The sequence below is a fragment of the Streptomyces sp. 5K101 genome, from assembly GCF_046506645.1.
In the GTDB taxonomy this organism is placed as follows: Bacteria; Actinomycetota; Actinomycetes; order Streptomycetales; family Streptomycetaceae; genus Streptomyces.
This window is the reverse complement of record NZ_JBKFFO010000011.1, coordinates 76,806-90,615: the sequence shown is the minus strand read 5'-3', so window position 1 is coordinate 90,615 and position 13,810 is coordinate 76,806. Positions and strand designations below refer to the sequence as shown.

Annotated in this window: 14 protein-coding genes and 1 pseudogene; 11 read left to right on the top strand and 4 right to left on the bottom strand. The window is 71.3% G+C overall.

Annotated features, from left to right (window positions below):
• Positions 1-31: 31 nt before the first annotated feature.
• Together ACLB9X_RS21700 and ACLB9X_RS21695 are read left to right on the top strand one after the other, a co-directional pair.
• Positions 32-556 (top strand): HXXEE domain-containing protein, encoded by a 525-nt coding sequence (locus ACLB9X_RS21700; protein WP_410362044.1) that lies wholly within the window; start codon positions 32-34, stop codon positions 554-556.
• 45 nt (positions 557-601) lie between these two features.
• Positions 602-1,135, top strand: coding sequence for a hypothetical protein (locus ACLB9X_RS21695; RefSeq protein WP_410362043.1), 534 nt, complete (start codon positions 602-604; stop codon positions 1,133-1,135).
• Positions 1,136-1,392: 257 nt separating this feature from the next.
• On the opposite strand, the gene ACLB9X_RS21690 is transcribed toward ACLB9X_RS21695, so the two are convergent.
• Both ACLB9X_RS21690 and ACLB9X_RS21685 read right to left on the bottom strand, forming a co-directional pair.
• The gene (locus ACLB9X_RS21690) at positions 1,393-2,148 is read right to left on the bottom strand and encodes a glycerophosphodiester phosphodiesterase (RefSeq protein WP_410362042.1); all 756 of its coding nucleotides are present in this window, start codon (positions 2,146-2,148) and stop codon (positions 1,393-1,395) included.
• Positions 2,133-3,158, bottom strand: coding sequence for an adenosine deaminase (locus ACLB9X_RS21685; RefSeq protein ID WP_410362041.1), 1,026 nt, complete (start codon positions 3,156-3,158; stop codon positions 2,133-2,135). The genes ACLB9X_RS21690 and ACLB9X_RS21685 overlap by 16 nt, the downstream gene beginning before the upstream one ends.
• A gap of 112 nt (positions 3,159-3,270) precedes the next feature.
• On the opposite strand from ACLB9X_RS21685, the gene ACLB9X_RS21680 reads away from it, so the two are divergent.
• Positions 3,271-3,984, top strand: coding sequence for a DUF4190 domain-containing protein (locus tag ACLB9X_RS21680; RefSeq protein WP_410362040.1), 714 nt, complete (start codon positions 3,271-3,273; stop codon positions 3,982-3,984).
• A gap of 55 nt (positions 3,985-4,039) precedes the next feature.
• Here the strand turns inward: ACLB9X_RS21680 and ACLB9X_RS21675 are convergent, their stop codons facing one another.
• A complete protein-coding gene (locus ACLB9X_RS21675) occupies positions 4,040-4,588 on the bottom strand; it encodes an NADAR family protein (RefSeq protein WP_410362039.1) in 549 nt (182 codons plus the stop codon).
• A gap of 175 nt (positions 4,589-4,763) precedes the next feature.
• Here ACLB9X_RS21675 and ACLB9X_RS21670 point away from each other — a divergent pair, with 175 nt between their 5' ends.
• The 8 genes and pseudogenes from ACLB9X_RS21670 to ACLB9X_RS21635 form a co-directional block, all read left to right on the top strand.
• Positions 4,764-6,281: a gamma-aminobutyraldehyde dehydrogenase gene (locus ACLB9X_RS21670; protein ID WP_410362038.1), complete on the top strand. Its 1,518-nt coding sequence runs from the start codon at positions 4,764-4,766 to the stop codon at positions 6,279-6,281.
• A gap of 63 nt (positions 6,282-6,344) precedes the next feature.
• Positions 6,345-7,592, top strand: coding sequence for a PotD/PotF family extracellular solute-binding protein (locus tag ACLB9X_RS21665; RefSeq protein ID WP_410362037.1), 1,248 nt, complete (start codon positions 6,345-6,347; stop codon positions 7,590-7,592).
• 46 nt (positions 7,593-7,638) lie between these two features.
• Positions 7,639-8,790: an ABC transporter ATP-binding protein gene (locus tag ACLB9X_RS21660; protein WP_410362036.1), complete on the top strand. Its 1,152-nt coding sequence runs from the start codon at positions 7,639-7,641 to the stop codon at positions 8,788-8,790.
• The gene (locus ACLB9X_RS21655) at positions 8,787-9,716 is read left to right on the top strand and encodes an ABC transporter permease (protein WP_410362035.1); all 930 of its coding nucleotides are present in this window, start codon (positions 8,787-8,789) and stop codon (positions 9,714-9,716) included. Before ACLB9X_RS21660 ends, ACLB9X_RS21655 begins: the two co-directional genes overlap by 4 nt.
• The gene (locus ACLB9X_RS21650) at positions 9,716-10,513 is read left to right on the top strand and encodes an ABC transporter permease (protein ID WP_410362034.1); all 798 of its coding nucleotides are present in this window, start codon (positions 9,716-9,718) and stop codon (positions 10,511-10,513) included. The genes ACLB9X_RS21655 and ACLB9X_RS21650 overlap by 1 nt, the downstream gene beginning before the upstream one ends.
• A 30-nt stretch (positions 10,514-10,543) precedes the next feature.
• Positions 10,544-11,956, top strand: a complete 1,413-nt coding sequence (locus ACLB9X_RS21645) for an NAD(P)/FAD-dependent oxidoreductase (RefSeq protein ID WP_410362033.1) — start codon at positions 10,544-10,546, stop codon at positions 11,954-11,956.
• A gap of 185 nt (positions 11,957-12,141) precedes the next feature.
• Entirely contained in the window at positions 12,142-12,396 is a 255-nt protein-coding gene (locus tag ACLB9X_RS21640; RefSeq protein WP_410362032.1) for a carbohydrate binding domain-containing protein, read from the top strand.
• Positions 12,381-13,022, top strand: a pseudogene (locus ACLB9X_RS21635) (chitinase); the annotation flags it as partial. The gene ACLB9X_RS21640 and the pseudogene ACLB9X_RS21635, both read left to right, overlap by 16 nt.
• Here ACLB9X_RS21635 and ACLB9X_RS21630 read toward each other — a convergent pair.
• On the bottom strand, positions 12,973-13,791 hold the full coding sequence (locus tag ACLB9X_RS21630; protein ID WP_410362031.1) for a phosphatase PAP2 family protein: 819 nt from the start codon (positions 13,789-13,791) through the stop codon (positions 12,973-12,975). The pseudogene ACLB9X_RS21635 and the gene ACLB9X_RS21630 sit on opposite strands and share 50 nt — an antisense overlap.
• Between the last annotated feature and the right edge of the window lie 19 nt (positions 13,792-13,810).

Genomic DNA, 13,810 nt, shown 5'->3' with positions numbered 1-13,810 from the left:
GGGGGCATTGGTGTGGGGCAGACTGGCGATCATGAGCGATGACCGCCTGAACCCCCTTGTCACGTATGGCTTGTTGGCCGCCTGGGTCCTTCACGACGCCGAGGAGCTGGCCACCGGACCGCGCTGGCTGCGGGAGAACGTGCCCGTCCTGCGCAAGCGGTTCCCGCGGGTGCCGGAGCGTGTGTGGCGTGCGGCGGAGGCGGTCGACGAGCGCGAGTTCGCGGCCGCCGTGGGCGTGATGGCCGCGATCGTCGGCTCCGCCGCTGTCGCCGGTCACCGCTCGGGCGGCCGGTCCGGCTTCTACCAGGGCGTGTTGGACGGCTTCGGGCTGCACGGTCTGGTCCATCTCGCCCAGGCCGCCGCCGTCCGGGGCTACACCCCGGGCTCCGTGACCTCGCCGCTGATCGTGGTGCCGTTCACCCTCTGGGCGCGCGGGCGGCTGCGGCGCGCAGGGGTGCTGCGGCCCGCCCGGGCGCGGGACGCGGCGCTCGGGCTCGCCGTGGCCGCGGGTGCCACCGCCGTCGCGCACCTGATCGCCCGGAGAGTCACTGCGTAACCCGCTTTTGAACGCGTTCACTTCTCGCGTACTGTGGCGCCATGAGTGAGCGACAAGCCCTCCTTGGGGATACGCGTGTGGCTGGTCTTCTTCGTCGTGTGCCTGGTGCTCAGCGGTGCCACCGCCTTCCCGCTGGTCACCGAACTCCGCTGGCTGGAGGAGCTGGTGAACTCCGCCGCCTCGCCCGTCCCGGAGCACCTGCCCGGCCTCGCGGAGTGGATCGGCCGGGTGCGGGAGGGGCTCGACGCCACCGATGCGGCCCATCCCTTCGTGCTGTACGGCACCGACTGGCTGGCCTTTGCCCACCTGGTGATCGCAATCGCCTTCTACGGGCCCTACCGCGATCCCGTGCGCAACATCTGGGTGATCGAGTTCGGCATGATCGCGTGCGCCGGGATCATCCCGCTCGCCTTGATCTGCGGCCCGATCCGGGGCATCCCCTTCTGGTGGTCCGTCATCGACATGTCCTTCGGCGTCTTCGGCGTGATCCCGCTGTACGCGGTGCGCCGCAGGATCAAGCGGCTGGAGGGGCTGAGCACCACGGGGTCGGCTGCCGTCCCCTCCCCGGCGGGCGCCTGACGCACTGAAGGTCCGGAAGCCCGGGCCGTTGACTGCTCGAGGCGGCCGTCATGGGATGCGGCCCCGTCCCGCCGAACCGCGCGGACTCGGCCCGTAGTGCCGAACTGCGCGGTCTCGCCCGGCGCGCCGAACCGCGTGCCCTTCGGACCACCTACGGCGAACCGCATGGTCTCGGCCCGCCGTTCGGCGCCACGCCCCCCGCTCCCAGGCTGATGCGTCGGTGTGAGGGATGCCGGACAGGGTGGGCAGGGCCGCCGTCACGGACGACGGTCCTGCGCGAGCCGTGACTCGCGCAGGACGGTGCCGAGCGCGTCCACGCGGTTGGTGGTGATCGAGTCCACGCCGCAGGCGACCAGCCGGCGCATCGTGCGCCGGGTGTCCGCGGTCCATGCCGACACCAGCATGCCCTGCCGGTGGACCCGCTCGGTCAACTCCCGCCCGATCAGCCCGAACCGGTAGTTCAGCCAGTGCGGCCGCACCGCGTCCAGCAGGACCGGGCGCGGCGGGGCGAGCGTCGTCCAGGTCATCGCGATCTCGGCCGACGGGTCGGCGGACCGGACGGCCAGCATGGTCGCGGGGCCGGCGCAGTAGTACACCCGCTCGCCGGCCCCGCACTCGCGGACCGTCCCCACCACGGTGCGCACCGACTCCGCCGTGGCGCCGGGCAGATCGATCATCAGCCGGTGCGCGCCCGTCTCGGCCAGTGCCTGCCGCAGCGTCGGCACACCACCGCCGGTCAGGGACTCGATCTCGGCGTGCGTGAGCCGCGCGAGCGGCACGTCGCGTCCCCACAGCCGCTTCAGCGAGTCGTCGTGCAGCAGCACGGGCACGCCGTCCCGGGTCAGCCGCACGTCGATCTCGACCGCGTCCGCGCCGTGGTCGATCGCCGACCGCAGCGACGGCAGGGTGTTCTCCCGCGCCCGGTAGGGGTCGCCGCGGTGGGCGACGACGGTGACCGGACGTACCGCCCCGGCGTCCTGAGGGCCGGTACGTCCGGTCAGCGGGCGAGCCACGCGGCGGTGTACTCGTCGATCTCGGCGGCGATGCGGGATTTGCCCGCCGGGTCCAGGAACGACGCCTCGACCGCGTTCTTCGCCAGGTCGGCCAGTCCGCGCTCGTCGAGACCGAGCAGACGCGCGGCCACCGCGTACTCGTGGTTGAGGTCCGTGCCGAACATCGGCGGGTCGTCGCTGTTGATCGTCACCAGCACACCCGCCGCGACCATGTCCTTGATCGGGTGCTGGTCGAGGTCGATGACGGCCCGGGTGGCGATGTTGGAGGTGGGGCAGACCTCCAGCGGGATGCGCCGCTCGGCCAGGTGCGCCAGCAGCCGCGCGTCCTGCGTCGAGCTGGTGCCGTGGCCGATGCGCTCGGCACGCAGGTCGTTCAGCGCGTCCCAGACCGTCTGCGGCCCGGTCGTCTCGCCGGCGTGCGGCACGGAGTGCAGGCCCGCGGCGATCGCGCGGTCGAAATACGGCTTGAACTGGGGGCGCGGGACACCGATCTCGGGACCGCCGAGCCCGAACGACACGAGGCCCTCCGGGCGCAGATCCACCGCGAGCCGGGCCGTCTCCTCGGCCGCCTCCAGGCCCGCCTCGCCGGGGATGTCGAAGCACCAGCGGAGCACGACCCCGAGCTCGCTCTCCGCCGCCTTGCGGGCGTCCTCGATCGCCGCCATGAACGCCTTCTCGTCGATGCCGCGGCGCGTCGAGGAGAACGGCGTGATCGTCAACTCCGCGTAGCGGATGTTCTGCCGGGCCATGTCACGGGCCACCTCGAACGTGAGGAGCCGTACGTCGTCCGGGGTGCGGACCAGGTCGACGACCGAGAGGTAGACCTCGACGAAGTGGGCGAAGTCGGTGAAGGTGAAGTAGCCGGCCAGGGCCTCGGGGTCGGTCGGCACCTTGGAGTCGGGGTGGTTCGCGGCCAGTTCGGCGACGATGCGGGGGGAGGCCGAGCCGACGTGGTGCACATGCAGTTCGGCCTTGGGCAGCCCTGCGATGAAGGGGTGCAGATCGGTCATCGGGTACCTCCGTGTGCGATGCGCCGCGCCTGGTCAGGGGATCATCGTAGGCGGCCGGTCGGAGCCGCGGACCGAGGTCGTAGCATGACCGGACCACCTATGGGGGAGATCCATGTCTGACAACCAGGGCAACCAGGGCGGGCCGACGGGCGCGCCCCAGCCGAACGACCCGTGGGCCCCGCCGGCCGGCGGGACCCCGCAGGACAAGGTGCCGCTGGACAAGCCGCAGTCCGCGCCCACGCCGCCGAGCGTGCACGACCAGCCCGCGGTCATCGGGATGCCCGGCGACACCGGCTCCGTGCCGCCGCCCCCGGTCGCGCCGGGCGGGCCCGCGCCCGGCTACGGCTACCCGGCCGCCACGAGCCTGCCCCAGCCCCCGGCCTCCGGCACCTCGGGCGGCTTCGGCGCACCCACGGAGGGCTTCGGCGCGCCCTCCGACCCGTACGGCGCCGCCTACCCGGGCTATGCGCCGTACGCAGGCCCCACGCCGGGCTGGACGCAGGGCCCGTCCAACGGCATGGGCACGGCGGCGATGGTGCTCGGCATCCTCGCGGTCACCATCGGCTGGTGCTACGGCGTGCCCGCACTGGTTCTGGGCCTGCTCGCCCTGATCTTCGGGATCGTGGGGCGCAAGCGCGCCCAGCGGGGCGAGGCGGACAACGGCGGCCAGGCGCTGGCCGGCATCATCATGGGTTCGATCGGCCTGCTGATCTTCGTGATCTTCGTCGTCGGCATCGGCCTGGTCATCGCGAACGCGGACAAGTTCGAGGACGACACCTACGACGACGATCCCTTCCAATCGAGCCTGGTCACCTCCGTCCACTGACGTCGCCCGTCCATGACGTGCGGCGGGCCCCGCCAGGGGTCCCGCCGCACCGGGCCTACCCCCGCCCCCGCAGCTCCTCCCGCGCCTCCATCAGCGCGAAACCCAGCAGATTGAGCCCCCGCCAGCGCGCCGGGTCCTGCGCCCGCTCGTCGTCCGCGGCGAGCCCGATGCCCCAAATGCGGTCGACCGGGCTGGCCTCCACGAGCACCCGGTCGCCGGTGCCCAGCAGGAAGTCCCGCAGCGCGGCGTCCTGGCCGAACTTGTGCACGCTGCCGGCGCGCACGATCGCGAACCGCTCACGCCGCCATATCGCCTCGTCGAAGCCGCGCACCAGCCGCCCCGCCTTCTTCGCCTCGGCGGGGCTTTTCGCCTCCAGTGCCCGGCGCTCCGCCTCCGCGTCCTCGAAGAGCCGGGCCTTGGCCGCCATCATCCAGTGCTCGGCGGTCGCGTACCGCACGCCGTCGGCCTCGAACGGCGAGGGCCACCACTGACTGAGGCAGCTCGCTCCGATCCGGCCGTCGCGGCGCGGCGCGTGCCCCCAGAAGTGCAGGTACTTGATTCGCTGCCCCTCGGCGGCCAGCTTGATCAGTTCGTCCGTCCCCATGCACGCGAGTCTGTCAGCCGCCACCGACAGTCCGTCTGGGCACGGCGTCGCCAGCGCGACACATGGTCGACCGATTCCGTCGCGTAATCAAAAGGCAACAACGGAATCCCTTGTTGCATGGGTCACCCTCTGCCAGGATCGGCACTCACTTCGAGCTGGAACAACGGAGAGCATCATGGGCAACGGCCACCCGATGCGGGACCGCTTCGCGGCCGGCACGCAGTACATCGGCGGACGGCTTCGATCCGGTACCTCGGGACGCACGCAGGACGTGGTGAACCCTGCGACGGGCGAGACCGTCCACACCTACGAGCTCGCGTCGGCCGCGGACGTCGACGCGGCTGTCGCCGCCGCGCGGGAGGCGCTGCCCGGCTGGGCGGGCGCCACCCCGGGCGAACGGTCCGACGCGCTGCACCGGTTCGCGGGCGTGCTGGCGGACCGGGCGGCGGACCTGGCACACACGGAGTCCGTCCAGTGCGGCAAGCCGATCAAGCTGACCACCGAGTTCGACGTCCCCGGCACCGTGGACAACACCGCCTTCTTCGCCGGGGCCGCCCGCCACCTCCAGGGCCAGTCGGCCGGCGAGTACAGCGGCGACCACACCTCGTACGTACGGCGGGAGCCCATCGGCACGGTCGGCTCGATCGCACCCTGGAACTACCCGCTCCAGATGGCGGCGTGGAAGATCCTCCCGGCGATCGCGGCGGGGAACACCATCGTCCTCAAGCCTGCCGAGATCACCCCGCTCACCTCGCTGATGTTCGCGGAGGCCGCCGCGGCAGCGGCTGTTCCGGACGGGGTCGTCAACATCGTCAACGGAGCGGGCCGGGACGCGGGCGAGCACCTGGTCGGCCACCCGGACGTCGCGATGACCTCGTTCACCGGCTCCACCGCCGTCGGCAAGCGCGTCGCGGAGATCGCCACCGCGAGCGTCAAGCGGCTCCACCTCGAACTCGGGGGCAAGGCCCCCTTCGTGGTCTTCGACGACGCCGACGTGGAGGCCGCCGCGCACGGCGCGGTCGCGGGCTCCCTCATCAACTCCGGCCAGGACTGCACGGCGGCCACCCGCGCCTACGTGCAGCGGCCGCTGTACGACGCCTTCGTCGCCGCCGTCGCCGACCTGATGGCCATGGTCCGGCTCGGGGACCCCCTCGACCCCGCGACCGACCTCGGCCCGCTCGTCTCGCACCTCCAGCGCGACCGCGTCGCCGGTTTCGTCGACCGGGCGCGGGCCTACGCCACCGTCGTCACCGGCGGCGAAGCGCCCCAGGGCGAGCTCAAGCGTGGTGCGTACTACCGGCCTACGTTGATCACAGGAGCCGCCCAGGACAGCGAGATCGTCCAGTCCGAGGTCTTCGGCCCGGTCCTGGTCGTGCTCCCCTTCGACACCGACGACGAGGGCATCGCCCTCGCCAACGACACCCCCTACGGACTCGCCGCCTCCGCCTGGAGCCGCGACGTCTACCGGGCCGGCCGGGCCACCCGCGAGATCAAGGCGGGCTGCGTCTGGGTCAACGACCACATCCCGATCATCAGCGAGATGCCGCACGGCGGATACAAGGCATCCGGCTTCGGCAAGGACATGTCGGCGTATTCCTTCGAGGAGTACACGCAGGTCAAACACGTCATGTACGACAACACCGCGGTCGCCAGGAAGGACTGGCACCGCACGATCTTCGGGGACCGTCCGTAACGACGTGCCGCTGCCGGTCACGCGTGACCGGCGGTCGCACTCCACCCGAAAGGGCAAAGCGTCATGGAGCAGTACGAGTCCGAGCGCCTCTCGGCGGCGCAGATCGCCGCGATGCGGCGCAGCCTGGCCAACGGGCGGGGTGCCCTCTCCCGCCGTTCGCTGCTGCGTGCGTCCGGCATCGGCGCACTCACGGCCGGCGGCGCCGGCCTGCTGAGCGCCTGCGGCATCCCGCCGGCCAAGCGCGAGGCCGGGGCCGAGGGCTCCGACGACTTCTCGGACAAGGAGAAGCGGCTGACCTTCTCCAACTGGACCGAGTACATGGACATCAGCGAGGACGAGAAGAGCCGTCCCACGCTGCAGGAGTTCACCCGGCGGACCGGGATCACGGTCAAGTACACCGAGGACATCAACGACAACGTCGAGTTCTTCGGCAAGATCCAGCCGCAGCTCGCGGCCGGCCAGGACACCGGCCGTGACCTGATCAACGTCACCGACTGGCTGGCCGCGCGGATCATTCGCCTCGGCTGGGCGCAGAAGCTCGACCCCGCACTGCTGCCGCACGCCTACGCCAACCTCTCCCAGCAGTTCCGCAGCCCCGAATGGGACCCGGGCCGCGCGTACAGCTACCCGTGGACGGGCATCCCCACCGTCATCGCGTACAACATCAAGGCCACCGGCGGCCGCAAGGTGGACTCCGTCACCCAGCTGCTGGACGACCCGCGGCTCAAGGGCCGGGTCAGCTTCCTCACCGAGATGCGCGACACGGTCGGCATGACTCTCCTCGACATGGGCAAGGACCCGGTCAAGGTCACCGACGCCGACTACGACGCCGCGCTCGGCAGGCTGCAGAAGGCCGTCGACAAGAAGCAGATCCGCCGCTTCACCGGCAACGACTACACGTCGGACCTCGACAAGGGCGACATCGCCGCCTGTATCGCCTGGGCCGGCGACCTCATCCAGCTCCGGGTCGACAACCCCGACATCCGCTACGCGATCCCCGCCGCCGGCTACATGACGGCCACCGACAACCTGCTGGTCCCGGCGCAGGCACGGCACCGGAAGAACGCCACCCGGCTGATCGACTACTACTACGAGCTCCCGGTCGCCGCGAAGCTCGCCGCGTACATCAACTACGTCACCCCGGTCGCCGGAGTCGGCCCCGAACTGGCGAAGATCGACCCGGAGCTGGCCAAGAACCCGCTGATCATCCCGGACGAGGCCATGGCGGCCAAGTCCCACTCCTTCCGCTCGCTCAGCAGCGAGGAAGAGACGGCGTACGAGGAGAAGTTCGCCAAGCTCATCGGCGCCTGACCGCCGCCCTGCCCTGACGACACGACACCCCCTGGGACCGCGACCCATGACTGACAAGACAGCGGGCGGCGACGTCCGCCTCTCCGGGATCAGCAAGACCTACGGCTCCTTCACCGCCGTCCACCCGCTCGACCTGACCGTTCCGCAGGGGTCGTTCTTCGCCCTGCTCGGCGCGTCCGGCTGCGGCAAGACCACCACGCTGCGCATGATCGCCGGCCTGGAGGACCCCACCACCGGCACCGTCTCGCTCGGCGCGCGCGACGTCACGGCCCTGCCGCCGCACAAGCGCCCCGTCAACACGGTCTTCCAGAGTTACGCGCTCTTCCCGCACCTGAGCATCTACGAGAACGTCGCCTTCGGACTGCGCCGGCGCGGCGTGACATCCGTGACGAAACAGGTCGGCGAGATGCTCGACCTCGTCCAGCTCGGCGACTTCGCCCAGCGCAAGCCGCACCAGCTCTCCGGCGGCCAGCAGCAGCGCGTCGCCGTCGCCCGCGCGCTGATCAACCATCCGCAGGTCCTCCTGCTCGACGAGCCGCTCGGCGCGCTCGACCTGAAGCTGCGCCGCCAGATGCAGCTGGAGCTCAAGCGCATTCAGACCGAGGTCGGCATCACCTTCGTCCACGTCACCCACGACCAGGAGGAGGCCATGACCATGGCCGACACGGTCGCGGTCATGAACGGCGGACGGGTCGAGCAGCTCGGCGCGCCCGCCGAGCTCTACGAGAACCCCCGCACCACCTTCGTCGCCAACTTCCTCGGCACCTCCAATCTCATCGAGGCGGAGGTCGTGGACAGCAGCGGCGACGAGGTCGTCGTCACCGCGGGCGGCGGCAAGCTGCGCCTGCCCGCGGACCGCTGCCCCGACGCCGTGCGCACGGGCGGCAGGCTGCTGGTGGGGGTGCGCCCCGAGAAGATCTCCCTCACCGCCGCCGACGAGGCCGAGACCGTCGCCGCCGGCCGGAACGCCGTCACCGGCCGGATCGTGGACTCCTCCTTCATCGGCGTCTCCACGCAGTACGTGGTGGAGAGCCCGGCAGGCAGGGCGCTCGAGGTCTACGCACAGAACGTGGAGCACCGCGCCGGACTCGTACCGGGCACCGAGGTCGTCCTGCACTGGAACCCGGAGCACACCTTCGGGCTCGACGCCGCCCAGGACATCGCGGCGGGTGTGGAGACGGTGGAGGAGACGCCATGACCGTCACCGAGGCGCCGCCGGCCGCCCCGGCCCCCGCCGGACCACCGGCCCACAAGACCCCCGTGCGCCGCCGGCTCGTCCCGTACTGGCTGCTGCTGCCGGGCATCCTGTGGCTGCTCGTGTTCTTCGCGCTGCCGCTCGTCTACCAGGCGTCGACCTCCGTGCAGACCGGCTCCCTGGAGCAGGGCTTCGAGGTCACCTGGCACTTCGCGACCTACTGGGACGCGCTGACCGAGTACTACCCGCACTTCCTGCGCTCGCTGCTGTACGCGGGCACCGCCACGGTCCTGTGCCTGCTGCTCGGCTACCCGCTCGCGTACCTGATCGCCTTCCGGGCGGGCCGCTGGCGCAATCTCCTGCTGGTGCTGGTCATCGCCCCGTTCTTCACCAGCTTCCTGATCCGTACGCTCGCCTGGAAGACGATCCTCGCGGACGGCGGACCGGTGGTGGATGTCCTGAACACCGTCGGGTTCCTCGACGTCACCAGCTGGCTCGGCATGACCGAGGGCGACCGCGTCCTCGCCACCCCGCTCGCCGTCGTCACCGGCCTGACGTACAACTTCCTGCCGTTCATGATCCTGCCGCTGTACACCTCGCTCGAACGGATCGACCCGCGCCTGCACGAAGCGGCCGGCGACCTGTACGCGACGCCCGCCACGGTCTTCCGCAAGGTGACGTTCCCGCTGTCCCTGCCGGGCGTCGTCTCCGGAACGCTGCTGACGTTCATCCCCGCGAGCGGCGACTACGTCAACGCCGAACTGCTGGGCTCCACCGACACGCGCATGATCGGCAACGTCATCCAGGCGCAGTTCCTGCGCGTGCTCGACTACCCGACGGCGGCCGCGCTGTCGTTCATCCTGATGGCGATCGTCCTGATCATGGTCACCGTCTACATCCGCCGGGCCGGAACGGAGGACCTGGTCTGATGCGTTGGATACGGCGCAACCTCGTGGTGGTCATGGGCCTGCTCACGCTCGCCTATCTCATCGTGCCGAACATCATCGTGACGGTGTTCTCCTTCAACAAGCCGGCGGGGCGGTTCAACTACTCCTGGCGGGAGTTCTCCACCGACGCCTGGCAGGACCCGTGCGGCGTCGCCGACCTGTGCGGCTCGCTCGCGCTGTCCCTGCAGATCGCGCTGTGGGCGACCGTCGGCGCGACCGTCCTCGGCACGATGATCGCGTTCGCGCTCGTGCGCTACCGCTTCCGCGCACGCGGCACGATCAACTCGCTGATCTTCCTGCCGATGGCGATGCCCGAGGTGGTCATGGCCGCCTCGCTGCTCACCCTCTTCCTCAACCTGGGCGCGGAGCTGGGCTTCTGGACCATCCTCATCGCCCACACCATGTTCTGCCTCAGCTTCGTGGTGGTCGCCGTCAAGGCACGCGTGATGTCGATGGACCCGCGCCTGGAGGAGGCCGCCCGCGACCTGTACGCGGGACCCGTGCAGACGTTCCTGCGGGTCACCCTGCCGATCGCCGCCCCCGGCATCGCGGCCGGCGCGATGCTCGCCTTCGCGCTGTCCTTCGACGACTTCATCATCACCAACTTCAACTCCGGAAACACCGTCACCTTCCCCATGTTCGTGTGGGGTTCGGCCCAGCGCGGTACGCCCGTGCAGATCAACGTCATCGGCACGGCCATGTTCGCCCTCGCCGTGCTGATCGTGGTCGCGGGCCAGGTCGTCAGCAACCGGCGCAACAGAGCCGGGCTGCCCCAGTAGGCCCTTCCGGGCCCCTAAGGAGTGGAAACCATGGCCCCCGCCGCCATGACCGTCGCCTCGTCCCTCGCCGACGCCCGGCCCGTCCCCTTCTGGCTGGACGACCCCGGCAGGCCCGGTGCGCTGCCCGCCCTCACCGGCACCGAACGCTGCGACCTCCTCGTCGTCGGCGGCGGCTACAGCGGCCTGTGGACCGCGCTCCTCGCCAAGGAGCGCGACCCCGGGCGGGACGTCGTGCTGATCGAGGGCCGGGAGGCGGGCTGGGCGGCCTCCGGCCGCAACGGCGGCTTCTGCGCGGCCTCCCTCACCCACGGGCTCGGCAACGGGCTCGCCCGCTGGCCGGACGAGCTCGCGAAGCTGGAGGAGCTCGGGGCGCGCAACCTGGACGCGATCGGGGACACCGTCGCCCGCTACGGGATCGACTGCGACTTCGAGCGCACCGGCGAGATCGACGTGGCCACCGAGCCCCACCAGCTCGCCGAACTGCACGAGCTGCACGAGGAGGCGACCCGCCTCGGGCTCGGCGGACTGCAGCTGCTCGACCGGGACGCGGTGCGCGCCGAGGTCGACTCGCCGACCTTCCTCGGGGGCCTGTGGGACCGCGACGGCGTCGCCATGCTGCACCCGGCCAAGCTCGCCTGGGGGCTCAAGCAGGCGTGCCTCGGCCTCGGCGTCCGCATCTACGAGAACACCCGCGGGCTCGAACTGGCCGCCTGCGGGCCGGGCATGGCCGTGCGCACCCCGTACGGCCGTGTCCTGGCCCGGCGGGTCGCGCTCGGCACCAACGTGTTCCCGTCGCTGGTCAAGCGGCTGCGCCCGTACACCGTCCCGGTCTACGACTACGCCCTGATGACCGAACCGCTCGGCGGCGAACAGCTCGCCGCCGTGGGCTGGAAGCGCAGGCAGGGACTCGGCGACAGCGCCAACCAGTTCCACTACTTCCGCATCACCGCCGACCACCGCATCCTGTGGGGCGGATACGACGCGGTCTACCCGTTCGGCGGCCGGCTCAGCGCCGAGCTGGACCACCGGCCCGAGACGTATCTCCGGCTCGCCGGGCACTTCTTCCGGTGCTTCCCGCAGCTGGAGGGGCTCCGGTTCAGCCACGCCTGGGGCGGGGCCATCGACACGTGCTCGCGGTTCGCCGCGTTCTTCGGCACCGCGCACGGCGGCAAGGTCGCCTACGCCGCCGGGTACACCGGACTCGGTGTCGGGGCGACCCGGTTCGGCGCCGACGTGATGCTCGACCTTCTGGGCGGCGAACGCACCGAGCGCACCGCGCTGAAGATGGTGCGCAGCAAGCCGATGCCGTTCCCGCCCGAGCCCGTGGCCTGGGCCGGCATCGGGCTCACCAAGTGGTCGCTGGCCCGGGCGGACGCCAACGGCGGCCGGCGCAATCTGTGGCTGCGGACGATGGACAGGCTCGGTCTCGGCTTCGACAGCTGAGCCGCCGCCACCCTTCGAGTGAGCGGCGGTGGCGACAGGTATCGCGCGCGGCGAGAGGGGCGCGAACGGCCCGGAGTGCTGAGGGCGGGGGGAGTGGGGCGTGCCAGAGGTCTTGACAACGGAATTGGTCTGGACCATGTTGTGCGCGCCGCCCCACTCCGAAACCCCCATGCCCGGAGGCAGTTGTGGACCGCACCCGACTCAAGGCTGCCCTTGTGGCAGTCGCACTCGCCGCATCAGGACTCCTCGCCACGGCCCGGCCCGCGACAGCCGCCGACGCCGAACTCGCCCGCAACGGCGGCTTCGAGGCCGGTCTCACCGGCTGGAGCTGCACCGCGGACAGCGGCGCAGCGGTCACCTCGCCCACCCACGGCGGGACGTCCGCCCTCAAGGCCACCCCGGTCGGCAGCGACAACGCCAAGTGCTCTCCCTGTCGCTGAACACCGGCGACACCGACTTCCGCAACCCGACCTCGCCGGTGATCGTCAACCTCATCTCGGCGCTCAAGACCCTCAAGGCCAGGTACGGCTCCGACTTCGTCCTGACCATGGCGCCCGAGACGTTCTTCGTCCAACTCGGCTACCAGTACTACGGCTCCGGGCCCTGGGGCGGCCAGGACCCGCGCGCCGGCGCGTACCTCCCGGTCATCCACGCCCTGCGCGACGACCTCACGCTGCTGCACGTCCAGGACTACAACTCCGGCCCGATCATGGGACTCGACAACCAGTACCACTCCATGGGCGGCGCCGACTTCCACATCGCGATGACCGACATGCTGCTCACCGGCTTCCCCGTCGCCGGCGACCAGAGCAAGGTCTTCCCCGTGCTGCGCCCCGACCAGGTCGCGATCGGCCTGCCGGCCTCCACCCAGGCGGGCAACGGCCACACCGTCCCGGCCGAGGTGAACAAGGCGCTGAACTGCCTGACGAGGAAGGCCGACTGCGGCTCGTACACGACCCACGGCACCTGGCCCGCACTGCGCGGCCTGATGACCTGGTCGATCAACTGGGACCGCTTCAACCAGTGGGAGTTCGCCAAGAACTTCGACGCCTACCCGTGGAGCTGAGCACCAGCAGCACCGCGCCGGACAGGCACCCGCTGCCCGCCACGTCCAGCGGCCAGTGGTAGCCGCGCAGCACGAGTCCGACGCCCGTCGCCAACGTGAGCACCACGGCGACGGGCACCGGCCACCGGCGGCGGGTGTACGGGGCGAGGAGCAGGGCGGCGCCGCAGTAGGCGACCATCGCGGTCGCGGTGTGCCCCGACGGGTACCAGCCCGTGCCCGGCTCCAGCGGCCCCGGCCGGGCGATCCACGCCTTGAGCGGGATCACCAGGGCGGGCACCGCCGCCATGGCGAGCGCGGTGGCCAGTACGGGGCGCCACCGTCCGCCGCGCCACAGCGTCCACGCGAGGGCGGCGGCGAGCACGGGCAGGGCGACGGTCATGCTGCCGAGGTCGGCGAGCGGTTCGGTCAGGGCGTCGGGCACGTCGCGGAAGACGGCACGTCCCAGGCGCTCGTCGGCCCTGCGCAGGGGGCCGTGCGCGGCGACCTGCCAGGTGATCAGTGCGAAGAGCGTGCAGCACACCGCGAACGCGGCGGCCCGAGAACGCCGAGAGGCCGGCCACATCGGAACAGGGGGGGTGGTTCCGATGCGGCCGGCCGGACCGGTGCGCCGCGCGCCCCGGGGGGTTTGGGGCGAGCGGCCATCCGATCGGTGAGGAGCTCCGGAGCGTGAGACTCCAGCGGTGTGCGCGAGGGCACGACCGGGTCGGGGCTGGGGAGGCTCCGGCCCGGGGTCGCCCGCGGTGCCCCGCGAGCTGGGTGTTTCTCTCATCTGCAGGAACCGTACGGCA

Excerpts from the sequence above, each read along its gene's own strand:
- ACLB9X_RS21700 (WP_410362044.1), top strand. The coding sequence starts at position 32 with ATGAGCGATGACCGCCTGAACCCCCTTGTCACGTATGGCTTGTTGGCC.
- ACLB9X_RS21685 (WP_410362041.1), bottom strand. The coding sequence starts at position 3,158 with ATGACCGATCTGCACCCCTTCATCGCAGGGCTGCCCAAGGCCGAACTG.
- ACLB9X_RS21680 (WP_410362040.1), top strand. The coding sequence starts at position 3,271 with ATGTCTGACAACCAGGGCAACCAGGGCGGGCCGACGGGCGCGCCCCAG.
- ACLB9X_RS21675 (WP_410362039.1), bottom strand. The coding sequence starts at position 4,588 with ATGGGGACGGACGAACTGATCAAGCTGGCCGCCGAGGGGCAGCGAATC.
- ACLB9X_RS21670 (WP_410362038.1), top strand. The coding sequence starts at position 4,764 with ATGGGCAACGGCCACCCGATGCGGGACCGCTTCGCGGCCGGCACGCAG.
- ACLB9X_RS21665 (WP_410362037.1), top strand. The coding sequence starts at position 6,345 with ATGGAGCAGTACGAGTCCGAGCGCCTCTCGGCGGCGCAGATCGCCGCG.
- ACLB9X_RS21660 (WP_410362036.1), top strand. The coding sequence starts at position 7,639 with ATGACTGACAAGACAGCGGGCGGCGACGTCCGCCTCTCCGGGATCAGC.
- ACLB9X_RS21655 (WP_410362035.1), top strand. The coding sequence starts at position 8,787 with ATGACCGTCACCGAGGCGCCGCCGGCCGCCCCGGCCCCCGCCGGACCA.
- ACLB9X_RS21650 (WP_410362034.1), top strand. The coding sequence starts at position 9,716 with ATGCGTTGGATACGGCGCAACCTCGTGGTGGTCATGGGCCTGCTCACG.
- ACLB9X_RS21645 (WP_410362033.1), top strand. The coding sequence starts at position 10,544 with ATGGCCCCCGCCGCCATGACCGTCGCCTCGTCCCTCGCCGACGCCCGG.
- ACLB9X_RS21630 (WP_410362031.1), bottom strand. The coding sequence starts at position 13,791 with ATGAGAGAAACACCCAGCTCGCGGGGCACCGCGGGCGACCCCGGGCCG.